Annotated in this window: 21 protein-coding genes; 8 read left to right on the forward strand and 13 right to left on the reverse strand. The window is 52.7% G+C overall.

Features of this window, described 5'->3' with window-relative positions:
* Window positions 1-105 precede the first annotated feature (105 nt).
* Complete coding sequence (locus PsAD5_RS16050; protein WP_063292797.1) at window positions 106-1,410, forward strand: class I SAM-dependent methyltransferase; 1,305 nt, start codon at window positions 106-108, stop codon at window positions 1,408-1,410.
* Between the two features lie 42 nt (window positions 1,411-1,452).
* On the opposite strand, the gene PsAD5_RS16055 is transcribed toward PsAD5_RS16050, so the two are convergent.
* On the reverse strand, window positions 1,453-2,058 hold the full coding sequence (locus PsAD5_RS16055) for a LysE/ArgO family amino acid transporter (protein WP_063292798.1): 606 nt from the start codon (window positions 2,056-2,058) through the stop codon (window positions 1,453-1,455).
* Window positions 2,059-2,160: 102 nt separating this feature from the next.
* Here PsAD5_RS16055 and PsAD5_RS16060 point away from each other — a divergent pair, with 102 nt between their 5' ends.
* From PsAD5_RS16060 to PsAD5_RS16070, 3 genes are all read left to right on the forward strand, one after another.
* On the forward strand, window positions 2,161-3,045 hold the full coding sequence (locus PsAD5_RS16060; protein ID WP_063292799.1) for a LysR family transcriptional regulator ArgP: 885 nt from the start codon (window positions 2,161-2,163) through the stop codon (window positions 3,043-3,045).
* A gap of 191 nt (window positions 3,046-3,236) precedes the next feature.
* Window positions 3,237-4,178, forward strand: a complete 942-nt coding sequence (locus PsAD5_RS16065) for a 3-hydroxyacyl-CoA dehydrogenase family protein (protein WP_063289626.1) — start codon at window positions 3,237-3,239, stop codon at window positions 4,176-4,178.
* 92 nt (window positions 4,179-4,270) lie between these two features.
* The gene (locus PsAD5_RS16070; RefSeq protein ID WP_063292800.1) at window positions 4,271-4,579 is read left to right on the forward strand and encodes a cupin domain-containing protein; all 309 of its coding nucleotides are present in this window, start codon (window positions 4,271-4,273) and stop codon (window positions 4,577-4,579) included.
* Between the two features lie 19 nt (window positions 4,580-4,598).
* Here the strand turns inward: PsAD5_RS16070 and PsAD5_RS16075 are convergent, their stop codons facing one another.
* Genes PsAD5_RS16075 through PsAD5_RS16090 form a run of 4 tightly spaced genes read right to left on the reverse strand, consistent with a single transcriptional unit; the run spans window position 4,599 to window position 9,317 of the window.
* On the reverse strand, window positions 4,599-5,390 hold the full coding sequence (locus PsAD5_RS16075) for an ABC-type transport auxiliary lipoprotein family protein (protein ID WP_208981987.1): 792 nt from the start codon (window positions 5,388-5,390) through the stop codon (window positions 4,599-4,601).
* A 10-nt stretch (window positions 5,391-5,400) separates the two neighbouring features.
* Complete coding sequence (locus PsAD5_RS16080) at window positions 5,401-7,338, reverse strand: MlaD family protein (RefSeq protein ID WP_057462650.1); 1,938 nt, start codon at window positions 7,336-7,338, stop codon at window positions 5,401-5,403.
* A 9-nt stretch (window positions 7,339-7,347) separates the two neighbouring features.
* Window positions 7,348-8,163, reverse strand: coding sequence for an ABC transporter ATP-binding protein (locus PsAD5_RS16085; RefSeq protein WP_063289629.1), 816 nt, complete (start codon window positions 8,161-8,163; stop codon window positions 7,348-7,350).
* 5 nt (window positions 8,164-8,168) lie between these two features.
* The gene (locus PsAD5_RS16090) at window positions 8,169-9,317 is read right to left on the reverse strand and encodes an MlaE family ABC transporter permease (protein WP_057462652.1); all 1,149 of its coding nucleotides are present in this window, start codon (window positions 9,315-9,317) and stop codon (window positions 8,169-8,171) included.
* 108 nt (window positions 9,318-9,425) lie between these two features.
* Here PsAD5_RS16090 and dgcN point away from each other — a divergent pair, with 108 nt between their 5' ends.
* Window positions 9,426-10,439, forward strand: coding sequence for an N-acetyltransferase DgcN (dgcN, locus tag PsAD5_RS16095; protein ID WP_063289630.1), 1,014 nt, complete (start codon window positions 9,426-9,428; stop codon window positions 10,437-10,439).
* Entirely contained in the window at window positions 10,436-11,419 is a 984-nt protein-coding gene (gene dgcA, locus PsAD5_RS16100; protein WP_063289631.1) for an N-acetyl-D-Glu racemase DgcA, read from the forward strand. The genes dgcN and dgcA overlap by 4 nt, the downstream gene beginning before the upstream one ends.
* 47 nt (window positions 11,420-11,466) lie before the next feature.
* On the opposite strand, the gene PsAD5_RS16105 is transcribed toward dgcA, so the two are convergent.
* Window positions 11,467-12,645 (reverse strand): MFS transporter, encoded by a 1,179-nt coding sequence (locus PsAD5_RS16105; RefSeq protein ID WP_342585862.1) that lies wholly within the window; start codon window positions 12,643-12,645, stop codon window positions 11,467-11,469.
* Between the two features lie 172 nt (window positions 12,646-12,817).
* On the opposite strand from PsAD5_RS16105, the gene PsAD5_RS16115 reads away from it, so the two are divergent.
* Window positions 12,818-13,927, forward strand: a complete 1,110-nt coding sequence (locus tag PsAD5_RS16115; protein ID WP_208986853.1) for a protein phosphatase CheZ — start codon at window positions 12,818-12,820, stop codon at window positions 13,925-13,927.
* Between the two features lie 64 nt (window positions 13,928-13,991).
* Here the strand turns inward: PsAD5_RS16115 and PsAD5_RS16120 are convergent, their stop codons facing one another.
* The 3 genes from PsAD5_RS16120 to PsAD5_RS16130 form a co-directional block, all read right to left on the reverse strand.
* Window positions 13,992-15,011, reverse strand: a complete 1,020-nt coding sequence (locus PsAD5_RS16120; RefSeq protein ID WP_063289635.1) for a threonine ammonia-lyase — start codon at window positions 15,009-15,011, stop codon at window positions 13,992-13,994.
* 91 nt (window positions 15,012-15,102) lie between these two features.
* On the reverse strand, window positions 15,103-16,182 hold the full coding sequence (locus PsAD5_RS16125; protein ID WP_063289636.1) for a glycosyltransferase family 4 protein: 1,080 nt from the start codon (window positions 16,180-16,182) through the stop codon (window positions 15,103-15,105).
* Window positions 16,179-16,988, reverse strand: coding sequence for a UDP-2,3-diacylglucosamine diphosphatase (locus PsAD5_RS16130; RefSeq protein ID WP_063292801.1), 810 nt, complete (start codon window positions 16,986-16,988; stop codon window positions 16,179-16,181). Before PsAD5_RS16130 ends, PsAD5_RS16125 begins: the two co-directional genes overlap by 4 nt.
* A gap of 263 nt (window positions 16,989-17,251) precedes the next feature.
* On the opposite strand from PsAD5_RS16130, the gene PsAD5_RS16135 reads away from it, so the two are divergent.
* Entirely contained in the window at window positions 17,252-18,031 is a 780-nt protein-coding gene (locus tag PsAD5_RS16135; protein ID WP_063292802.1) for an SDR family oxidoreductase, read from the forward strand.
* A 63-nt stretch (window positions 18,032-18,094) separates the two neighbouring features.
* Here the strand turns inward: PsAD5_RS16135 and PsAD5_RS16140 are convergent, their stop codons facing one another.
* From PsAD5_RS16140 to PsAD5_RS16155, 4 genes are all read right to left on the reverse strand, one after another.
* Window positions 18,095-19,363 carry an OmpP1/FadL family transporter gene (locus PsAD5_RS16140; protein WP_063292803.1) on the reverse strand — a complete coding sequence of 423 codons (1,269 nt, stop codon included), beginning with the start codon at window positions 19,361-19,363 and terminating at the stop codon, window positions 18,095-18,097.
* Window positions 19,364-19,656: 293 nt separating this feature from the next.
* A complete protein-coding gene (locus tag PsAD5_RS16145) occupies window positions 19,657-20,760 on the reverse strand; it encodes a TRAP transporter substrate-binding protein (protein WP_063289640.1) in 1,104 nt (367 codons plus the stop codon).
* Window positions 20,761-20,772: 12 nt separating this feature from the next.
* Window positions 20,773-21,576 (reverse strand): bifunctional hydroxymethylpyrimidine kinase/phosphomethylpyrimidine kinase, encoded by an 804-nt coding sequence (thiD, locus tag PsAD5_RS16150; protein WP_063292804.1) that lies wholly within the window; start codon window positions 21,574-21,576, stop codon window positions 20,773-20,775.
* The gene (locus PsAD5_RS16155; protein ID WP_063292805.1) at window positions 21,576-22,331 is read right to left on the reverse strand and encodes a hydroxyethylthiazole kinase; all 756 of its coding nucleotides are present in this window, start codon (window positions 22,329-22,331) and stop codon (window positions 21,576-21,578) included. The genes thiD and PsAD5_RS16155 overlap by 1 nt, the downstream gene beginning before the upstream one ends.
* Window positions 22,332-22,352 lie beyond the last annotated feature (21 nt).

Below are 22,352 nucleotides of genomic sequence, written 5' to 3' on the forward strand. Positions count from 1 at the left end.
CTCCGACCCTAAAACTCTCTCAATCGCATCCTACAACTCGGGGATGTTTGATCCTCAGAGGAAGCGATAGGGTGTGCTTCACAAGAGCAAAGGCGGAAAAGAGCGATGCAGGCAACGTGGCGGCGAAATTCCTTAAAAAGCGCATTGGAACACATCCACTCAATAATGCAGCTGAAGTTCGGGTTCCGGTTGTGGGATGGCACACATGTTCCTGCCAATCCGCCTCAAGCAATTATTGCAATCAATGATCCCGGTGTGATCTCGGCCCTTTTGCGACGCCCCAGGATTGAGACACTTGTTGATGCATGGGTACAAAAGCGGGTCGATATCGAAGGGGTAAACCTCTTTGAGATGGCAGAATTGCGCCCACCCGGAAAAGCAAGCAAGCTCGCCAAAAACCTGAACCGTCGCCTACTCGCAAAAGCAGTCCTGCCCTTTCTGTTCGCCCCCTCAAAACGCCGTGCTAGTTCAGAGGTAAAAGGAGAAGGTGCCCGTGATGGCAGCGAGACCTCAAACAAACGCAATATCGCCCACCACTATGATGTCTCAAATGAGTTCTACGCGTTATTCCTTGATGAACAAATGCTCTACACCTGCGCCTATTTCACGAAGGCCGAAAACACACTGGATCAGGCACAGCGCGACAAGCTGGATATGATCTGCCGAAAGTTGCGACTGGAACCGGGAGACCACCTGTTGGATATCGGATGTGGTTGGGGTGCTCTCATTTGCCATGCTGCAGAGCACTACGGCGTCAAAGCGAAGGGCGTGACCCTTTCTGAGCAGCAAGTCCTGCTGGGTCGCAAAATCATAGCAGAACGTGGCTTGGAAGACCGTGTCTCAATCGAACTGCAGGACTTCTCCAAACTCTCCGGCACTTTCACGAAAATCTCGTCCATCGGCATGTTTGAGCATGTCGGCCTTGCCAATCATGAAGGATACTTCCAAGCCGTCAAGCGTCTGCTGGAGCCGCGCGGGATCTACCTGCACCATGCCATAACAAGACCAGGCAAGCGCACAGAGAAGAAATTCAGGAAAAAGCCTGCCGAATACAAAGCACTGATCCGCTACATCTTTCCCGGTGGAGAGCTCGACCACATCGGCATGAGCCTCCGCAACCTCGAGGCCACAGGCTTTGAAGTGCACGATGTAGAAGGCTGGCGGGAACATTACGCTTACACCACATCCCACTGGGCAACACGGCTTATGTCACGCAAGGAGGAGGCGATCGCTCTGGTGGGAGAAGAAACCTTCAGAATGTGGGCGCTGTATCTGGCAGGAGTCTCACTGGCATTTGAACGCGGTTCCGCACAAATATTCCAGACCGTCGCAACCCGAAAAACAAAAAGCTTCTCCGGGATGCCTCTGACACGGGCCTCCCTGTACAAACGAGAGAATGAGACCTGTTAGCGATCAGATGCCCTATGAACTCGTCAGAAGCGGTTGCGGCAATCAGCTCACCAGAGCAAACGCAATGGCCCACATGACAACAGCGATGACACCATCAAGAACCCGCCAGGAGGCGGGATTTGCAAATATTGGTCTCAGCAAACGGGCGCCATATCCCAGGGAGAAGAAGAACACGAAGGACGCCACGACAGCCCCCATGCCAAAAATGTACTCAGCACCTTCATGGCGACTGGCAACAGACCCGACAAGCAGCACTGTATCCAGATAGACATGTGGGTTCAAAAACGTAAGCGACAACACCACAACAAGTGTACCGACAATCCCTGCTGTTTTGCCCTCATCCGGACTGAGAACCGCCCCTCCTCTGATCGCGGACAAAGCACTGCGAGCACCGTAAAGAGCCAGAAAGCCAGCCCCGCCATACCGTAGAAATGGCTCTAACTCGGGAATTGTCGCAGATATTGCCGCGAGGCTGGATATTCCAACCGTAATCAGAAAGGCATCACTAACAGCACATGTGATGCAGGTCAGGAAAACATGCTCTCCTCGCAAGCCCTGCCTCAGCACAAAAGCGTTTTGTGAGCCAATTGCGAAGATCAAACTAAGACCAAGAGAAAAGCCGGAAAAGGCAACTGATAAGACTGACATTGGGTTTCCTAAGAGAGGAATTGGGAACTCATTGCCAACTTGACTACCTCGCCCTTCATCATTAGTAAAATTCAAATACCTTCTTCTACATTAGAGATTCTAATGGATTTTGACCGAGCACAACTGGCCGCATTCGCATCAATCCTCACCACTGGTACATTTGAGAGAGCAGCACAACACCTCGGCATCACGCAATCCGCAGTATCTCAGCGCCTGAAGGCCCTTGAAGAGAAGCTTGGTTGCGTCCTCATAATACGAGGTACACCATGTGTCACCACCACTCAGGGAGAAGTGCTGCTTCGACACGCTAACGAAGTTGCATTGCTGGAGAAACAGGTCAAAGAGCAAATTGGCTTTTCGAGCGAGGCCAGCAACCTGACCAGCCTCCAGATAGCAGTCAACGCAGACAGCCTTGCCACGTGGTTCATAGATGCACTCGCACAGGTGGATGGTTTTCTGTTCGACCTGAAGATTGACGATCAAGACCACAGCGCAAACTGGTTGCGACGCGGGGAAGTTCAGGCCGCTGTCAGCGCGGAACCTACCCCCATACGCGGATGTGATTGCTTTCCTTTGGGCGCTCTGCGTTACCGGGCGACAGCAAGTCCGGCTTTCGTCAAGCAATGGTTCCCGAAAGGCGTCACCCTTGATGCACTGAAGCTCGCACCTGCGCTCACCTACAACATCAAAGATACGCTACAGACAGAATGGTTGCGCGCAGTATTTGGAGAGAGCATTTTCCCAAACACCCATTGGCTCCCAAGCCCTCAGGCGTTTATCGACGCCACAGTCAATCACATCGGTTGGGGCATGAACCCGAGCATTCTGGTCGATCCACTCATTGAGCAAGGGAAGCTGATTGAGCTGATCCCGGACACGCCATACGACACAAAACTTTTCTGGCATACAAGCCGGGCAACAGCCCACACAATAGCTCCCCTCACAACAGCCATACGCCAGGCAGCAAGATCAGCACTGGCAGACTAAGGCCAGATGTGAGTAGCCTGAACAAGCATCTCTGTTTTCCAGAGCACGATACATACGCCTTGGTACAAATTGTTAAATTGACCCAGAAATCAACATCATAGTAGTTCTCCTTACCTGCGTCAGTGTATCGGGCACACCTCCGCATTGAGCTGAGCAGCTCCTTCTCATCGGGCAACGCAAGGAATGCTGACATGAACTACCCAAACATCGCAATTCTCGGGGCCGGAACAATTGGCATGAGTTGGACAGCGCTGTTTGCAGCCACGGGTCGGCAAGTCACAGTTTATGATCCCTCACCGGAAACAGAAGACCGGGTGACCGCTCTGGTAAAAAATGCCGCAGAAACGCTTGCTGCACTTGGATGGCAACATGCCGGTGACACATCAAAATTACGGTTTACAAACGACCCTGTGGCAGCAGTATCAGACGCCGACTTCATTCAGGAAAGCGTGCCGGAGAGGCTGGAGATCAAACACGGGCTCTACCAGCAGATCGAACCACACCTGAAACCAGAAGTCATCATTGGTAGCTCAACCTCCGGCTTGAAGCTCTCTGAGATGCAGGCAGGATTTAACAATCCAAGTCGCTTCATTCTGGCTCACCCGTTCAATCCACCACACCTCATCCCATTGGTCGAGCTGATGGACAATGAGAAAACGGATGCTGGCGTACTCCAATCAGCAAAAGACTTCTATGAGAGCATTGGCAAAGTTTGCGTACGCCTCAACAAAGAAGTTCCCGGGCACATTGCAAACCGGCTACAGGCAGCAATCTGGCGCGAGACTATTCACCTGGCGATGGAAGGTGTCGCCAGCGTCGAGGATATAGACAAGGCCGTTGCTTACGGCCCCGGCCTCCGTTGGGCCGCTATGGGTCCAAACACACTCTTGCATCTGGGCGGCGGTGAAGGCGGTATCCGTTCGTTCTGTGATCACCTCGGCGGTCCTTTCCAAAGCTGGTGGGACGATCTGGGCGCTCCAAGGATCACACCAGAGGTGGTGGATACACTGGAAGACGGCGTGAAAGCCTCATTGGAAAACACATCCATGCAAGAACTGGCAAAGCACCGAGATGATCTCGTTTTGCAATATGTCTTGTCGGGGCAAACCAAGAAAGAGAGAAGCCCAGCCTAAGCGAAGCTGACATCCAAGCTACCAAGCGCTGGTCCTATGTTCTTTTCCAACCCGTCCCTACCATGAGCACATGCACAACAAAGGAGAGTGTCATGTGCTCATCAACGGGCTCGGCAAAACCAACAATTCTGATCGAGAATGACCGCGTAAAAGTCGCCGAATGGCGGTTCAAACAACGCGGAGATAACACGGGCTGGCATCGTCATGCCTACGACTACATCGTAGTCCCGCTCTTCGATGGCACTCTGGAAATCAATTTAGGCAATGGGGAAACAGTGGAAGCCGCTATGCAAAACGGAGTTCCATACTTCAAAGAGATTGGCGTAGAGCACGATGTCATCAACGCCAACAACTTCGAATGCGCATTCGTCGAAATTGAACTCCTTGAAGCGCGTCGATAAACACCGGATTTGAACCCGCCTACTTCGTCGTCCCTGCGACCTCGATCGCAGCCGGTGCAGCAGCAGCCACTTGCCGCTTGCCTGCGTCCTGCTGGCTGTTCAGTGCAGCGCGTTTGGCAGCGGCCTTTGCGCGGGGGATGCGACCGACAGTGTTGATAGACCAGCTGGTGATCTGGGCAAGCACATTGTCTGAGGCAGCATTAAGTGCCGGAATTGCATCAGTGACCGTATCGCCAGTTGTCGGCACACTCGCCGCAAACACACGCATGCCGATGGAGCGGCCATCCCGGTCATCCACGATGCGTGCAGCCACTTCCACATAAGCTTTGTCACCACCGTCCACCTGCAGCTCAAAAGCCCGCAGAGTGGTTTGCAGTTGGTAGTCGATCAACAACCCCTGCCCCGGTTGCGAAACCCCACGCAGCTTGCCGGTGTTCTCCAGCGTCTCAACGAGCTTCGCCTGAAAGACGCGCGGCAGTGTGTCTGTCCATGCCACCTTCGGGAAGTAGGAGTAAATTGGGCCACCGCCCTGTGTCACAGCAATATTGCTCGTATCCAATGCCTGAAGAGCAACAGGTGTCGCCACAAGCATTTGATAATCAGAGGCACGGACTTTAACAGGAACATCGCGCGGCGCAGTCAAGCCATACAAAGCTTCAGGGCCACTTGCCCCACACCCTGCAAGACCACCCAGCAGAACGGCACCAACAACGATTTTTTTAAGTGTCGAACCGAACACGCCGAGCTCCAGCCTACTGCCATTAGCCACTCGCACGTTTTCGAGTCGCTTATCTACATTTTTGTCAAACATTTCAAAAAACTCAACGCCGCTGCGCACCATTAAAGACAGGTGTGTCCGATCCGCCGAAAATCACACGATTTGGGTTACGGTCGAAATTGTTCACAGCACGTCGAATTTCAATAAGTGTCTGGTTTAACTGCTGCATTGCTGCAGTAAAGTCCTGTCCGCCTTGCTGACTCAGTTTCAACAGGGCAGCAGAGATTGGCTCCGCCCGCAAGGCAAACGCATCTGCAACCTTGCGGATGGAGGCCGCAGCCTCAGTCGCTTCCTTGATAAAGCCTTGCCCATCAGCTGAAACCATACCGTCTACTTTCTCCAAAATCGTGTTCACACGAACGGAGGCAGCGTTCAGGTTTGTCGCAATGCTCTTCGCCTGGTCAATCACTTTGTCGACGTCCGGCACCTTCTTCTTCAGTTCCATGGTCATGTCATTGACGGATTTTGCAGCATTCTGGATTTCATCAATTGCTTTAGCAAGGTCAGGCGTCTTCTCAGCAAGAGTGGTCGCCACCTTGTCAGCCGAAGCAACAATATTGGAGACTTTCGCAGGGTCGATGGCTTCCACAATACCGTTGGTGTTGGAGATCAAAGAATTCGCATTGTCCATGGTCTCACTCAGCTGATCAGAGGCAGCGCTCAGGTTCGTTCCAACTTCACGGGCCGAAACGATCACACTGTCGATCTCTTTATTGCGACCGGCAATGGTATTGCTCACTTCACGAATGTTCGCTGTGGCAGCACCTGCATCATCAATAACTTTTGCGATCACCTGATTTTTGTCAGAAAGCGTTTTGGTCACCGTCTCAACCGAGGTCACGATATTACCGACCTGCTCGGACTTCACCATACTCAGGATACGGTTTGCATTCTTCGTGGTCAGCACAATCTCGTTGGAGGCCGTCTCAGCATTCTTCACGATACGGTCGATGGCGTCTTTATTCTTGGTCAGTTCAACAGTCAGCTGCCGCGCGTTTTCAGCAACAACAGAAGCAGAGGAAAGCATGGTGTTGATATCACCGCGACGCTCAGTCAGCACACCACCAAGATCAGACGCACCTTTCAAAATGCGCTCAACCTCTTCAGGCTTGACGGCTCCAATCACAGCTTCAATCTGATCAAGTTCATCGGAAAGCTCTGTCGTAAAGTTCACCAGCTGATCAGAGGCCAGCTTACCGTTGGCAATGATGTCACCAACACCGTCTGCAGAGGCAGACAGTTTCTTGGTCATGGCCTCAACATTGGTGACGATCTCACCCAGTTTGTCCGGGGGGACATTCGCCAGCAGGTCTTCACCGCGATCAACCAGTTTGCCAATCCGGCCCGAGAGCCCCGTCAGCGCTTTACTTGTCTCAGTTACACCAGCAAGAAAATCATCAACGCCCTTGGCATTGTTTGCCAGCGCTTGGGTAAAGACCTCTACGTTCTTTATGGTCTTTTCCACTTCAGGCCGCGCAGTCATCACCAGCTCATCAATATGCGCCAGCGTGGAATCTGCCTTGCGCATGATGTCTTTGGCACCTTCCAGCAAATCCTCAAACTGGGACCTGCGTGCATACATGACCGGAATAGTATCAGCTGCTTTGGAGAACAGTGCCGGACTGTCAGATGATCCGCCGGACAGATCCACATAAGCCACGCCTGTCAGTCCGGTAAACCCAAGAGACGCAACAGTGTCACGGCGCAGCGGAGCATTGGCATCAACGCGCACAATCGCAACAACAAGCTTAGGGTTTTCAGGATCGTACGTCAGCGCACTCACATCGCCGATCTTGATGCCGTTAAACAGCACCTGACCGCCAATCGGCAGACCCGTCACAGCACCGGGGAAAATGATTTTGATATCACGACGGCTTGAGCGGTCACCCGCACTCAACAGCCAGAACGTAAACAGGAAGGCGATGCCAACAACAGTTAGAACGAATGCACCAATAGCGATATTATTTGCGCGGGTTTCCATGCATCCTCCTCACACCCGTTTGAGGGCACGTGCCCCGCGGAAATAGGACTTAACCCAAGGGTGCTCCACCTGCATCATTTGCTCAATGGTTCCTTCAACCAGAACCCTGCGTTCGCCCAAAACGGCAATACGGTCACAAATACTATGCAGACTATCCAGATCATGGGTCACCATGTAAACCGTAAGCCCCAGAGTTTCTTTCAGTTTTACAATAAGATCATCAAAATCAGCCGCCCCGATCGGATCAAGACCAGAAGTGGGTTCATCCAGGAACAATAAGTCAGGGTCCAGCGACAAGGACCGGGCCAGAGCAGCCCTTTTGATCATGCCGCCAGAAAGCTCGGAGGGCAGCTTGTCAGCCGCATCCAAAGGCAGCCCGACCATCTCAATCTTCAGCAAAGCCAGTTCATCCCGCAAACGCGGCGACAGCTTCAGGTGCTCACGCATCGGCACCTGAATATTCTGCTTCACAGTGAGAGAGGAGAACAATGCTCCCTGCTGGAACAACACCCCCCAGCGCTGCTCAATCTCACGGCGCATGGCATCAGTTGCTTCGTCAAAATCCTGCCCGAACACCTCAATGGAACCGGACCGTCGCGGCGTCAGCCCCAGCACAGCACGCATGAGCACGGATTTGCCCATACCAGACGCACCAACAAAGCCAAGCACTTCACCGCGGTAAACATCCATGTTCAGGTTCTCAAGAACCAGTTTGCTTCCAAAGCCGACCGTAACATCGCGCACCCGAAGCAAAATCTCCCGATCATCAACCGCACGATGACCTGAGCCCAATCCGTTCACCGGTCCTGATTGTCCTTGTCCCATACTGGTTAAAACCCGATAGACGCGAAGAACACAGCAAAAACTCCATCCACCACGATGACCATAAATATAGCTTTCACAACAGAAACAGTCGTATGACGCCCAAGTGACTCTGAAGAGCCCTCAACTTTCATACCTTCCATACACGCGATAAGCCCGATGATCAGGGCCATAAACGGCGCTTTCACAATGCCAACCATCAATGTGTCAACAGTAACAGCCGCCTGCAGTTGTGCAATGAAGGAATGAGGTACAATGCCCAGATACCACCAACAGGTCAGCCCCGCCCCAAACAACGCCGCGATGTTCGCTAGAAACACGAGGATCGGAAGCGCGATCATCAGCGCCACCAAACGCGGCAGGATCAGCACTTCGGTCACCCGCAGACCGGTCACCTGAAGCGCATCAATCTCTTCCTGCATCTTCATGGAACCAAGCTCTGCCGTGTAAGCAGAACCGGATCGTCCAGCCACCATAATGGCTGTCAGAATAACGCCAATCTCGCGCAGAACCAGAATGCCGGAGAGATCCACCACAAAGATCTCAGCACCAAACTGCTTCAGATAAAACCCGCCCTGCTGCGCAATAATTCCGCCGATCAGAAAGCTCATCAGGCACACAATCGGAACCGCACCCATGCACGAGCGCTGAAACTGAACGCCGATGGAAATAGGCCTCAACCGGCTTGGATGCGTCGCGGCGGCGGTGATCGTCGCGGTCAACCCACCCAGCATGGCCAGAATATCGCGCGTATCACGGCCCAGCTGGCGTGTCGCCTCGCCCACGGCTTCCAGATAATTGACGAAAGAGTTACCAGAGTGTTCTTCGGTGGGATTGTCGACGTCTTGCCGGTCAACTTCCTTCAGCAGGATGTCAAAACGCTCATCTTCATAGATGAACTTGACCTCTCGCCCCTGTTCGGCTTGCTCCATTTGGAACCGCTGCAGCAACCAGGCACCAGCCGTATCAAGAAAACTAACCGCCTTTAAATCCACGCAAATTACGGAATGGCGCAGTCTGGACGCAGCTTGATTGATGAGTTTTTCGCAAGTAGATCCCTGCCGGATACCCCAGGCACCGGAAGCCGTAAGCAAAAGTAACGCCCCGTCTTCAGCAGTTACCAGGTCCGGCGCATCCATTTTATCAGTCAGCTTCATCACGGGACCCTGCGCCCTATAATCCAAAAATCCTATTGATCCTATACAGGTTTCTGTAGTGTGTCGTCTAGTAATCCTCATTCAGCCACAAGTACAACGGAAAAAATTATGTCTATTTCTAAGCCATATCTATTATTTCTTGGGGACGTAAAAGACGAGCTGGCAGCAAAAACTGCCCATGGCGTACTTGATTGGCGACCAGAATGGTGCCTTGGCCAAATTACACTCCCGGGCTGCAAAGCCCACACGACCCTGTCAGAAATGAGTCTTGCTGATGCCATCGAGGCAGGTGCAAAGACCATGGTCATCGGCTGCGTAAATGCCGGTGGCGTCCTGCCAGATCACTGGATTGCAACCATTGTCGACGCTCTCAACCATGGCCTCGACATCGCAGCAGGCCTGCATATCGAGCTGGCAAGCATCCCAGCCATTGCCAAGGCTGCAGCTAAGAACAAGCGCAAGCTTCACGACCTGCGTTTTACGGACCTCACGTTCCCAACTGGCAAAGGCGAAAAGCGCTCCGGAAAGCGCTTGCTGACCGTTGGCACCGACTGCTCCGTTGGCAAGAAATACAGCGCTCTTGCTCTGCAAAAAGGGCTGGCTGACCGCAACATCAGCTCTGACTTTTGCGCAACCGGCCAGACAGGTATCCTTATTGCCGAACGCGGCGTTGCCATCGACTCTGTGGTCTCGGACTTCATCTCAGGTGCGGCAGAACACATCAGCCCGGCCACCAAAGACAACCACTGGGATGTGATTGAAGGTCAAGGAGCCCTGCATCACCCGTCTTTCGCCGGTGTCTCCCTCGGCCTGCTCCACGGCTCTCAGCCAGATACGTTTGTTGTGTGTCATGAGCCAACCCGCTCCACCATGCGTGGTGTGTCAGCACCTATTCCATCCATTCAGGACGTCATTGACCTGACAATACAACTGGGCCGCCTTACCAATCCGGACATCCGCTGTGTCGGTTTAGCCATCAACACCATGATGCTTTCTGAAAATCATGCAAAAAACCTGATTGAAGAGCTGGGGGAAGCGCATAAACTGCCCGCAACTGATCCTGTCCGCTTTGGGACCGATCCAATCATTGATCATATTTGCGCGGAGTTTAAACTGGTTTGACCTGTCGCCTGTCTATTGAAGCTGAAACATTCCCAATTGCGGGAAGCTTTACCATTGCCCGCGGTTCGCGCACGGAAGTAAACGTCCTCACCGCCACACTCACACAGGACGGCCACACAGGCCGTGGCGAATGCGTTCCTTATCCGCGGTACGGCGAAAGCGTTGAGAGCGTCACCGCTCAAATCGAAGCAGTGCGTGGAGCAATAGAAGCTGATGTCTCCATTGAGGAACTACAAGGCCTAATGCCCGCAGGTGCCGCCCGCAACGCAGTGGACTGCGCCCTGTGGGACCTGACGGCCAAACGCCAGAGTGCCACTGTAGCTGAACTGGTGGGCATCAAGTCCCAGCGCATTCTGGAAACCGCCTACACCATCTCCGTCGGCACACCGGAGAAGATGGCGACAGACGCTGCAAAAGCGGCCAGCCGCCCTCTCCTCAAAGTCAAATTGGCTGGCGATGGTGATGTTGAACGCATCGCTGCCGTCAGACAGGCAGCCCCAAACAGCAAGCTCATTGTGGATGCCAACGAAGGTTGGTCAGAAGATAATCTGGAAGCCAACATCAAGGCCTGTCAGCAGGCAGGTGTTGGGCTGGTGGAACAGCCTTTGCCAGCGGGCAAAGATGGCATTCTGGCAGAAGTGGAACACCTCATCCCGATCTGCGCGGATGAAAGCCTCCACACCTCTGCAGATCTGGAAAGCCTGCGCAATCGCTACTCAGCCATCAACATCAAGATCGATAAAACCGGCGGTCTCACTGAAGGGCTGAAGCTGCTGCGCAAAGCAGAAGAGATGGACTATGTCATTATGGTCGGCTGCATGCTCGCCACATCTCTCGCCATGGCCCCTGCCATGCTGCTGGCGCAAAACGCAGAGTTTGTTGATTTGGACGGCCCTCTATTGCTTGCCAAGGATCGCGAGCACGCAATCCAGTTTGAAGGCAGCCTGATGCACCCGCCGTCCCCGCAACTTTGGGGCTAATCACAAGCATAAAAAAGGCGGCTCTCACATCGAGGCCGCCTTGTTTTTTAAACGCGTTTGGTCACCAGCATAAGCGTCAGCACACCGACACAGCAGATCCCCGCCATCAGATAGAAGGCATAGGCTTGTTCAATCGCATAGAGCCAGCCGCTGGCAATTCCGCTCACGCCCATCACCACACCAAAGGCTGTTTGTGTCAGCCCCTGAGCCGTGCCAAGGCGTTTGCTTGATACCAGTTTAGATGTGTAGGCAACCATGCCCAAAAACACCATCCCAAAGCTACCTGCGTGCAACAGCTGAAGCAAAACAGCGGACCACGTCTCTGTTGCATAAGGGAACAGCATCCAGCGAATGATGCTCGCAACACCACCCGTGACCATCAACCCCCAGGCTCCCAGGTGACGCATAAAGAAGGAGCCCCAAACAAAAATTCCAATCTCTGCCAGAGTACCGATCGCCCACAATCCACCGACCATCGCATCGCTGATGCCTACAGACAGCCAGAAGATGCTGGCGAAGGCATAAAGCGCTGAGAAGCTACCCAGCAGCAAACCACCAGACAAAACCACAAGCAGGAACTGCGGATCGCGCAATTCTTCGGCGGCCCAAACACTTTCTTTGCTTGAGCTGCGGCTTTCTGAAGGCATACCCGGCAACAGCACAGCAAGCAGCGCCAGCAAACCCAGACTGCCCACAGTCAGGAAAAGCAGTTCAGCAGGCTCACCAAATGTCAGATACCAACCACCAATCAGCGTCGCGACCACAAACGCAATCGATCCCCATGATCGCATCGGCCCGTAATTCAGGCCAAGAGTGCTCACAGTTTCATAGGCATATGCATCCTGCAGCGGCTGAATAGGCGTGTAGAAAATGGAGAGGAAAACAACCAGTCCAATGACAGTCCAATAGTCACTGGAGTAGATCAGAATCCAAAAGGAGATCAGCGCGATAACACTGAACAGCGCCATGGAATGACGCCTGCGCCCCGCACGATCCGAGATGCTCGTCATCAACGGAGTTGCAAAGATGCGGACGATATTTGGCAAGGCAATCACCAATGCGATCTGCACGGGTGTAAAGCTAATATCCTCCAAAAAAAGCGGAAAGTACGCAAGAAAGAAAGCGTTTGCGAAATTAAACGCTGCAAACAAACCACTCACGCCTGTTGCAATCCAGAATAGGTTACTGGCTTTCCCTAATGAGGAAGTTCTTCTGGGCATAGTCATTGGAAAACACTACAAATGGGGGTGGAGAGTACCCGAGGAAGTGGATGGGAAGGGATACTCCTATCACTTGTGCTAATAGGGACTATCCAAATCAATGTAAACCAATTATTAGCCGTAGAATCTGTTATATAAACTTGTAGTATTATCTTAGTTAGTTATGAAGGAGCCACTTATGGCTGGCAACAACCGAAAGGTCCTTTTGAGCCCCGAGGAATTTGATGCCATCAAAAGCGCACTCTCTGAGACTGATAGAGGCCGTGCTTTCCTTCATGATCACCTCACACTAAACAGATCCGCCGAAACAGCAGACCTTCTGGAAGCTGTTCGACGACTTGAAAAAACATTGGTTGAGCGCGAACTGCCATCTGAGATGGAAACATATCGCCTGCACACCTATGAAATGTATGAGGCAATTGAGCGAACGAAGGACGAAATCTCAAAGATCAAGCTGGAAAATGCCGACAATAATCGCTTTTCAGCCGCTTCTGACGAGCTAGATGCAATCGTCACATCCACAGAAAGCGCAACACAGGTCATTTTGGAGTCCTCCGAAGCTATTCAGGATTTGGTGGACAAGCTCCGTGCGTCCGGCGCAGAAGATGCCCCATGCGATGCCATTGAAGAAATGGCCATGGAAATTCTAATGGCATGTTCCTTCCAGGATCTGACAGGGCAGCGCATCAACAAAGTGGTGAAGGCCCTTCATTACCTTGAAGGCCGCATCTCCAAGATGATCCGCATCTGGGGTGTAAACTTGGCTGATGAAGATCGCCCGGAAATCAATTTAGATGAGCCACGTGATGAAGATGATCGTCATATAGACAAGCGCCCGGACGCCCACTTGCTCAACGGCCCGCAAATGGATGGTGCAGGCGTTGATCAGGCTGACATTGACGCCATGTTTGATGCAACACCTGCCTCGACCGAAGAAGCACTGAACGAAAACGTCGTTCAGTTTGCTGCTGAGACACGAGCAGAAGCAGCCCATCAAGAAGAGGACAAAGCAGAAGAGCCTGCCGAGGAACCTGCTGAAATCTTTGAGCTTGATGATGTGGAAGACGAGCTGAACGCTGTTGAAACGCCTCAGGTCGCGTTGATCGAGGACGACGACCTCATCGTCACCAACGACGACACGCCAGTCGAAACGGACACCGCGACAGAGCAGGACGATGCACCAATCGAGATCGAGGGGCAGTCTCCTCCGCTCACCTCCCCAAGAGGCAGCAATTCCGACCCGCTCCATCACCTCTCAACAGGAGAGCGCCTCGCACTCTTCTCGTGATTAAGACCTAAAACCAGAAATTCGAAAGCCGTTTGCCGCCTTTTCAGTGCAAACGGCTTTTTTCTTATGCAGGCGCTTTCTCTGCAGAGTACTGCTTCAATGCCTTCTCAAAGATGGCAGGATCCACATTGCCGCCGGAGATCGTGATCACTGCCGTCTTCCCGGCAAGGTCAATCTTGCCAAACAACACAGAAGCCAAAGCAACAGCCGCGCCCGGTTCAACAACCAGTTTCAGCTCAAAATAAGCAAAGGCAACCGCTTTCATCGCCTCGTCATCTGTGACACGCAAACCTTTTGCCTGACGCCTGCTCAAAACTGAGAAGCCTTTATCCCCTGGCATTTCAGTCAGCACCGCATCACAAACAGAACCGCCCAGAGCAGCATTGCGAACACGTGTCCCAGCTTCCAGTGAGCGCGCATAATCATCAAAACCAGCAGGCTCTGCCGTGTAAATCTGACACTCAGGCAGGCTGGTTTCCAACGCCAGCGCAATACCGCTGGTCAGACCACCGCCACCTGTACAGCTGATCAACACATCAGGTGTGACACCCAGAACTTCACATTGCTCTGCAATTTCAAGCCCGGTCGTACCCTGTCCCACAATCACACCACTGTCATTGTAAGGGTGGATGAACGTCGCACCGCGCTCCTCACAAAGACCACGGGCAATCGCCTCGCGGTCCTCGCTCTCACGATCGTAAAGCACAACCTCCGCCCCCAGCGCTTTCGTCCGCTGGATCTTCAGCTGAGGCGCATCCTCAGGCATCACAATCAATGCCGGAAAACCAAGGATCTTCGCAGCAGCTGCAACGCCCTGCGCATGGTTTCCGGAAGAACACGCAACCACACCAGCGGGCCGCTGTTCCTGCGGGATCAGGGAAAGGCGATTGAACGCGCCTCGAAACTTGAAAGACCCGGTGCGCTGCAGGTTTTCGGCTTTAATAAAGACACGGCCATTCACCTGCTCATCCAACACCGGAAAGTTCAGAAGCGGTGTCAGGCTGGCATAGCCTTGCAGCCTTGTTCTTGCTTTTTCAATTTCGGAAAAAGTGAGTTCGACTGGACTGGAAACATCTAAAACCATAAGAACCTCGGCAACAGCAATATGCCGCCCTGTATAGCACGCAAATCTACGAGGGTTTCAGATATTCTGATCACAGCTCAAGGAGATCCACTCAACCATTCAGGTGATTTCCAACAGAGCCTTTGCCCGCATACAGGTCCTGCCGAAATCCTGCAGTGAATGCAGGATCATAGGCATGTTCAGCATTGGCTAGAAACTGCTCGGCACTTGCCCGCCACGTAAATCGCAGGGCAACATCCCGGCAATGATCCCGCGAAACCTCCAGTGCTTCCAGCGCTGCCGACTGAAGATCATTCTTCAGCACACCTGCCCCACTGTTGCCAATCACATCAATCGGCCCCATCACAGGAAAGGCCGCCACCGGCGTCCCGCAAGCAAGCGCTTCCAGCAGCACATTGCCAAACGTGTCGGTCTGGCTCGGAAACACAAATACATCCGAGTTTGCATAATACTCAATCAGCTCATCACCGACGACAGGCCCGGTAAACAACACCTCCGGATAAGCAACCTTGAGCTCCTCCAGCTGCGGGCCTCCGCCAACAACCACTTTGGTTCCCGGCAAAGAAAGCTGCAAAAACGCCTCGATATTCTTCTCAACCGCCACACGTCCCACATATAAAAATCGCGGCCCCGGCAGGTAATCCAGCAGGTTGGTTCGTATCGGCCGGAACCGCTGATGATCCACCCCGCGAGACCATCGCAGCAGATTGTCAAACCCACGCATGCGCAAGTCAGCTTCCAATGTACTCGTCGCAACCATGCACCCCTGCCCGCTGTTATGAAAACGGCGCAACCAGGAATAGCTAAAGGACAGCGGAACCGGATAACGTGCCTGCAAATACTCAGGAAAGCGCGTGTGATAACTGGTGGTGAAGACACGCCCGTCTCGCTTTGCCACCTGCCGTGCCATAAGGCCCAACGGTCCTTCGGTCGCGATATGCAGATGGTCGCAGTCGTACTTCTCAATAAACCCACGCACGATATGCGGCAGCGTCAGGCTCAGCCGGATCTCGCCATAAGATGGCATCGGAATGCTATGGAACGATTGCGGCGTCAGGAACTCAACCCGAATACCCATAGAGCGCAGTTCAACTGAAAGCCGCTCCAGCGTCCGCACAACGCCGTTGATCTGAGGCTTCCACGCATCGGTGACAATCAGGATCGAGCTCATGCCGCCACCCGTCCATCAGAACTCTCGCTGGTAGACTCACTCTCGCCCCGTTTGCCATCGCCCCAATGAATAACCTCAAACGTTCCATCAAAGTTCTCAGCAACGGCAGTGCAGCTCTCCACCCAATCACCAGTGTTGATGTAATGGATACCGTTGGTCTCATGATCAGCCGCATGATGGATATGACCGCAGATCACCCCATCCACCTTCTGACGCTGCGCTTCTGAGACCAGTGTTTCCTCAAACTTGCCAATGAAGTTGACGGCGTTCTTTACCTTCAGCTTCGCCCACGCAGAAAGGCTCCAGTAGGTCAGCCCAAGCTTACGACGGCAATAATTCAGCACTGTATTGAGATTGAGCGCACTCACATAAGCCCAGTCACCAAAGAAGGCCAGCCACTTTGCATGGCGCACCACCACATCAAACTGGTCACCGTGAATGACAAGATACCTCTTGCCATTGGCCCCCTCATGAATAACCTGATCAACAACCTCAACACCCCCAAAGTGAATGCCGAAGAAGTCCCGCAGGAACTCATCATGATTGCCGGGAATGTAAACGATCCGTGCCCCTTTGCGACCTTTGCGCAAGAGCTTCTGCACCACATCATTATGCAGTTGAGGCCAATACCACGACCGTTTCAGCCGCCAGCCGTCAATAATGTCGCCGACAAGATAAACCGTGTCAGCGTCGTTTTGCTTCAAAAAATCCAGTAAGAGATCAGCCTGACATCCGCGTGTGCCCAGATGCACATCAGACAAAAACAAGCTTCTGTATTTTTTACTAGTAGAATCCCCGGTCACCACAAAGCCTCCGGAATAAGAAAACCTTCTTTCCTTTAAATTGATTCACAAGAAACAAATATGACAGGATACATATACTCAAACCTGTCAGTTTCTTGCTTGAACCTCAAGTAACATTACTCCCCGTTTATTAGGGGAGAGAAAATCAAGTGCCTGCAATTCAAGTGAATATTCTATTTGCTTGCTAAGCTTGATCCTGACTGGCTCAAACCTTTCTGAGAATGTAGGCTGCCCTTCACAATTCACCGATTCATTAGGATGTTGAAATGCACTTGGGTATTGAGGGGCGCAAAGCCATTGTCTGCGCATCCAGCCGCGGGCTGGGTTTGGGAACAGCAAAAGCACTGGCAGAGGCTGGGTGCGATCTCGTAATCAACGGACGCAACGAGCAACGACTAGACCAAATCGCGAGCGGACTGGCAGCACAACACAACATCTCAGTCATTCCCGTGGCAGCAGATATCTCCTCACCAGAAGGCCAGCAAGCCGTTCTCAAAGCGTGCCCAAACCCGGACATTCTCGTCAACAACAACGGCGGCCCGCCACGCAAAGACTTCAAAGAGCTGGACCGTCAGGCGATTCAGGACGGTGTCATCCAGAACATGATCACCCCGATCGAACTGATCAAAGCAGTCATTGATGGCATGGCAGAGCGCCGTTTTGGCCGCATCGTCAACATAACCTCCATGTCTGTGAAGATGCCATTTGAAGGGCTGGACCTGTCCAGCGGTGCCCGTGCAGGTCTTACTGCATTCCTGGCAGGCGTCTGCCGCCAATACGCCCAGCACAATGTCACCATCAACAATGTGCTGCCCGGCAAGTTCGACACCGACCGCCTGAAAGGTGGCTTTGAGCGTCAGGCAGAGCAGACCGGCATCACCATTGAAGAAGCCAAACGTCTGTCTTCAGAAGAGATCCCTGCAAGGCGCCTCGGCAATCCGGAAGAATTCGGCAAAGCCTGCGCCTTCATGTGCTCAGCCCATGCTGGCTACATCACAGGCCAAAACCTCTTGCTCGACGGCGGTCTCTACCCAAGCGCCTTTTAAAAACGAAAAGCCTCCCCGCAGTCACACTGCCGGGAGGCAAATCAAACTGACATCGGCAAAGCCTTAGAACTTCAAACGCGCACCAAAGCTGATGATGTCAACATTGGTGTCGTTGACCGGCCCTTGAATGGTAATGCCCTCATAGAACGGGTGGTCCGGATTGATGTTGATATTTGAGCTTTCTGGAAAGATATGCGAGTAGCCAAAATCAACTTCCAGCCAGTCCTCGTAGAAGTAACTCACCCCGGCACTCAGCCAGAACCGGTTTGAATCAGGCAGTCGCGGTGTCCGGTTCGCTTCGTCGATTGGAGACCACTCATAAGCCAGCCCAAACCGACCAGTGATGTTCTGAGTGAAATCATACTCCGTACCAAGCGAGATGAAGTAGCCGTCGTTGTATTGGAACGGTAACTCGGAAACCACCTGATCCTGCAGATTGAACACCGGGAAGGTGCTAAACCGTGACCAATGCGTCCATTCAAACGTACCCATTCCGCGCCAGCGCTCATTCAATACCTGCTGGAAGGAAACTGTCACAGTCTCTGGCATAATGATGTTGGAACGAATTGGAGTTGGCGTGCCACCACCGACCACAAGCCGCCCCTTAAGGTTGTGCTCAATGGGCGAGCGATACCCAATACCAAGCTGAGTGCCTTCCCACGGCTTAAAAAGAGCTCCAAGGGTTGCCCCAAATCCGAGATTGTAGTCTTCGCCGCGCAGTTCCGCAGTTGGTGAATTCGCAGCAATTGGCGGAACACCCGTCGCAGACTTCAGCCTCACTTGCAAATATTGAAGCTGCCACCCAATCCCAACAGAGAATTTTTCGGTGACTTCATAAGCCGCCATCGGCGTAACATTGACAGAAAGCACACGGGAAGACCGCGCATAGACCTGCCCCGCCCATTCAATTTGAGGTTTGGTTTCAAAGCCATAAGGTGCATTGGAACTGACGCCAAGAGTAAGGCGGTCATTAATCTTCCAAGTGCCATATCCTGCTGGCACCCAGGCATCCACGCCAATGTCACCTGAGGAATATGGCACGCCGGTTACAGGAATGCTCAGCGCATCAATCGTCGCCGTATCCAGATCAATCGTTGCACGTGGGAACACAAATGTCTGCGAAGTTTCCACCTGCACCCCATCATGACCAGTCATGGTCGCCGGGTTCCAGTACATGCTGGAGAGGCTTTTAGAGACAGTTGCATTTCCCGCAAAGGAGAGCCCCTGATACCACGCAGATTGCTCACGAACAGCAAAAGCACCGGCAAATGCATCAGACGCAATCAGCAAGGAAGAAAGGCTAGCGATCGTAATGGGTAAATATCTGGACATGCACGGTACTTTCTGTTCTCAAGAAAACATTCAAGCAGTGCCATGATCAACCTACGAGTTACTTATTGATTCGGCTCTCTTCCTCATGATTGAAAATATTAAAGAGTAATTGCACTGGCATATTTAAAGGTATGAGGCGTCGACTTCATAAAACAACAATGCCCAACTCACTTACAATCACTTGGTTATTCGCATTTCAGGCAGGTACACTGAAACATTTTCTGTGACAAAACTTCCGCATAACAAAAGGCCCTCCAAATGGAGGGCCCTTCAAACGCGATTTGATCTGCCAGTTAACTTCTTGCAGAGATGTTTTTGCCCAGTGAAAGAGCGCTCCACCCCGCCAGAAGCTCCTGCGCTTCTATGTAACTCTCATAAATCTTACGAGCTGTTTTGTCTTTCTGGGTATAGATATCCAGCACCTCAACACTGGTTTCCTTCAATGCTGCAAGAACCTCTTCCGGGAATTCGCGAATCTCTACCCCATGCTCTTCCTGCAGCACCTTAAGGCTCGCTGCATTCTGCGCATTGGCCTCAGAAAGCGCCAAGTCAGCTTCCACACGGCAAGCCTCTTCAACCACCGCCTGAAGCTCAGCTGGCAAACCTTCCAAAGCAACCGCATTCACAATTGCCTCACCGGTGCCGTTTGGCTTATTAAAGCCTGGACCGTAGTAGTATTTGACCAGTTTATGGAAGCCCAGCGCACTGTCCGTCCATGGACCGAGAAACTCTACACCATCCACCACACGCGTTTGCAGACTGGTGAAAATCTCGGAGGCTGGAATGTTGACCGGAGTAACACCAAGCTTGCGCATGATTTCACCACCAAGACCTACCATGCGCAGTTTGCGCCCTTTCAGGTCATCCAGCGTCTCAACAGGCTCACGATACCAGCCCGCCATGGTTGGGCCAGCATTACCAGCCATAAACGGCTTCACACCAAATGGCGCATAAAGCTCATCCCAAAGTTCCTGTCCACCCATCTGGTCCACCCAGGCAGTGTGCTCCTGAGGCAGCAGACCGAAAGGAACAGTCGTAAAAAACACCGAACCCGGCATCTTGCCAGCCCAGTACAAAGCAACTGAATGACCCATCTGTGCAGTGCCGCTTGAAACAGCGTCAAACACCTCAAAAGCAGGAACCAGCTCACCTGCAGCAAACAGGCGCACACGCATCCGACCATTACTCATAATGTTGATGCGATCACAAATGCGTTGCGCAGACATGCCAGGGCCCGGCAGGTTCTTGGGCCAGCTGGTCACCATGCGCCATTCGATCACCGGATCAGCATCCTGAGCCAGTGCAGGTGCAGCAAGTGCAGCGCTACCGGCAACCGCCCCAGCAGTTAGCCCCAGCGCCTGACGGCGGGTCAGATTGTTTTCTTTGTTCTTGGTCATTATCTCCGCCTTTTATTCAGACCAGAATTCATGGAAATGGTGCACAGGCCCATGTCCCTCGCCTACGTCAAGCGTATCCGCAGCTTTAATCGCCTGACTAATATATTCTTTCGCTTCACCAATGGCATCTTGCAGCTCCAACCCCTTGGCCAGTTCCGCTGCAATCGCAGAGGACAAGGTACAGCCAGTCCCATGTGTATTCTGCGTTTTATGTCTTGGCGCCGTATACCACCTCTCCACATCACGGGAGAGGAAGAGATCATCACAGGTATCATCAGATCCGTGTCCGCCTTTCAGCAAAACCCCGTTAGCACCCATGTCCAGCAGCAGTAACGCTTGTCTGTGCATGTCTTCACGGGTTTCGGCTACCGGCTGGTCCAGCAAAAAGGCCGCTTCCTGCATATTCGGCGTAATCAACGCCGCCATGGGAAACAGCTTCTGCTTCAAGACCGAAACGGCGGAGTTTTGCAACAAAACATCACCAGAAGTTGCAACCATCACCGGATCAAGGATGACGCGCTTAACATTATATTCCGCCAGCTTTGTGGCAATAACAGCGATAATCTCTGGCTGTGAAAGCATGCCGATTTTCACGGCATCCACCTTCAGGTCAGAAAAAACAGCATCCATCTGCTCTGCCACAAATGCTGGCGGCACATCATGAATACCTGTCACACCTTTGGTATTTTGGGCCGTCAGTGCAGTGATGACACTGGCCCCATAGACCCCACGAGCCGAAAAGGCCTTCAGGTCTGCTTGAATTCCGGCACCACCACCGGAATCCGACCCTGCAATTGTGACTGCAATCGCACTCATTAGGCCAATACCCCACCTTTATTATTCATTGTTTCGAGCTTGAGATGCTCGTTGAACTGGTCAGCCTTCAAGCCGTAAAGGGTATCGATGAAAGCTGGAGTGAAGCTTCCCGGTCCGTTCGCCTGCTCTGCGGCAATCTCGCCGCATACACCATAGACAGCAAGCGCAGCAAGCACGGCAAGTTCCTTATCTGGCTCGGTAGCGGCGAAACCAGCCAGCACACCGCCCAGCGCACAGCCAATGCCAGTCACCTTGTCCATATAAGCATGCCCATTGCCCACGGTGTAGGTTGTCTCCCGGCCAAACACAGCGTCTTCAATACCGGTGCGCACAATCAGTGTGTTCTCGGTAACAGCTCCACTCAGCCCAGCGCTCTCAGTCATGTTTGCTTTGAGGATCGAAACATTCTCTTTCAGAATATCTTTCGCAAACTCCATGCGAATGTCTGAGCGATCTACTTTAACCGGGTCCAGCACCACGGGCATAGATTTTTTGGCAGCCCCTTCAAGCCCAAGCCGAATACCATGCCGCCGCTTTCCATCCAGCGTACCAAGATTGAGGAGCAACCCGTCAACACTTTCGATGAATGCAGGAATTTCATCATGGGCCGCTGTCATGGAAGGCACAATGTTACAAGCCAACATGATGTTCGCGGTAAGGCTCTGCGCAACAGAATTCGTCAGGCAATGAACCCGAACCCCACGCTCACGCACGCTCTCAAAGACTTCCCAGAGATTTTCATTTGTGTAGGACATTTGTTTTCGCTCCCCTATAGA

Source organism: Pseudovibrio sp. Ad5, from assembly GCF_001623095.1.
GTDB lineage: Bacteria > Pseudomonadota > Alphaproteobacteria > Rhizobiales > Stappiaceae > Pseudovibrio.

Excerpts from the sequence above, each read along its gene's own strand:
- PsAD5_RS16050 (WP_063292797.1), top strand. The coding sequence starts at position 106 with ATGCAGGCAACGTGGCGGCGAAATTCCTTAAAAAGCGCATTGGAACAC.
- PsAD5_RS16055 (WP_063292798.1), bottom strand. The coding sequence starts at position 2,058 with ATGTCAGTCTTATCAGTTGCCTTTTCCGGCTTTTCTCTTGGTCTTAGT.
- PsAD5_RS16060 (WP_063292799.1), top strand. The coding sequence starts at position 2,161 with ATGGATTTTGACCGAGCACAACTGGCCGCATTCGCATCAATCCTCACC.
- PsAD5_RS16065 (WP_063289626.1), top strand. The coding sequence starts at position 3,237 with ATGAACTACCCAAACATCGCAATTCTCGGGGCCGGAACAATTGGCATG.
- PsAD5_RS16070 (WP_063292800.1), top strand. The coding sequence starts at position 4,271 with ATGTGCTCATCAACGGGCTCGGCAAAACCAACAATTCTGATCGAGAAT.
- PsAD5_RS16075 (WP_208981987.1), bottom strand. The coding sequence starts at position 5,390 with ATGTTTGACAAAAATGTAGATAAGCGACTCGAAAACGTGCGAGTGGCT.
- PsAD5_RS16080 (WP_057462650.1), bottom strand. The coding sequence starts at position 7,338 with ATGGAAACCCGCGCAAATAATATCGCTATTGGTGCATTCGTTCTAACT.
- PsAD5_RS16085 (WP_063289629.1), bottom strand. The coding sequence starts at position 8,163 with ATGGGACAAGGACAATCAGGACCGGTGAACGGATTGGGCTCAGGTCAT.
- PsAD5_RS16090 (WP_057462652.1), bottom strand. The coding sequence starts at position 9,317 with ATGAAGCTGACTGATAAAATGGATGCGCCGGACCTGGTAACTGCTGAA.
- dgcN (WP_063289630.1), top strand. The coding sequence starts at position 9,426 with ATGTCTATTTCTAAGCCATATCTATTATTTCTTGGGGACGTAAAAGAC.
- PsAD5_RS16105 (WP_342585862.1), bottom strand. The coding sequence starts at position 12,645 with ATGACTATGCCCAGAAGAACTTCCTCATTAGGGAAAGCCAGTAACCTA.
- PsAD5_RS16115 (WP_208986853.1), top strand. The coding sequence starts at position 12,818 with ATGGCTGGCAACAACCGAAAGGTCCTTTTGAGCCCCGAGGAATTTGAT.
- PsAD5_RS16120 (WP_063289635.1), bottom strand. The coding sequence starts at position 15,011 with ATGGTTTTAGATGTTTCCAGTCCAGTCGAACTCACTTTTTCCGAAATT.
- PsAD5_RS16125 (WP_063289636.1), bottom strand. The coding sequence starts at position 16,182 with ATGAGCTCGATCCTGATTGTCACCGATGCGTGGAAGCCTCAGATCAAC.
- PsAD5_RS16135 (WP_063292802.1), top strand. The coding sequence starts at position 17,252 with ATGCACTTGGGTATTGAGGGGCGCAAAGCCATTGTCTGCGCATCCAGC.
- PsAD5_RS16140 (WP_063292803.1), bottom strand. The coding sequence starts at position 19,363 with ATGTCCAGATATTTACCCATTACGATCGCTAGCCTTTCTTCCTTGCTG.
- PsAD5_RS16145 (WP_063289640.1), bottom strand. The coding sequence starts at position 20,760 with ATGACCAAGAACAAAGAAAACAATCTGACCCGCCGTCAGGCGCTGGGG.
- thiD (WP_063292804.1), bottom strand. The coding sequence starts at position 21,576 with ATGAGTGCGATTGCAGTCACAATTGCAGGGTCGGATTCCGGTGGTGGT.
- PsAD5_RS16155 (WP_063292805.1), bottom strand. The coding sequence starts at position 22,331 with ATGTCCTACACAAATGAAAATCTCTGGGAAGTCTTTGAGAGCGTGCGT.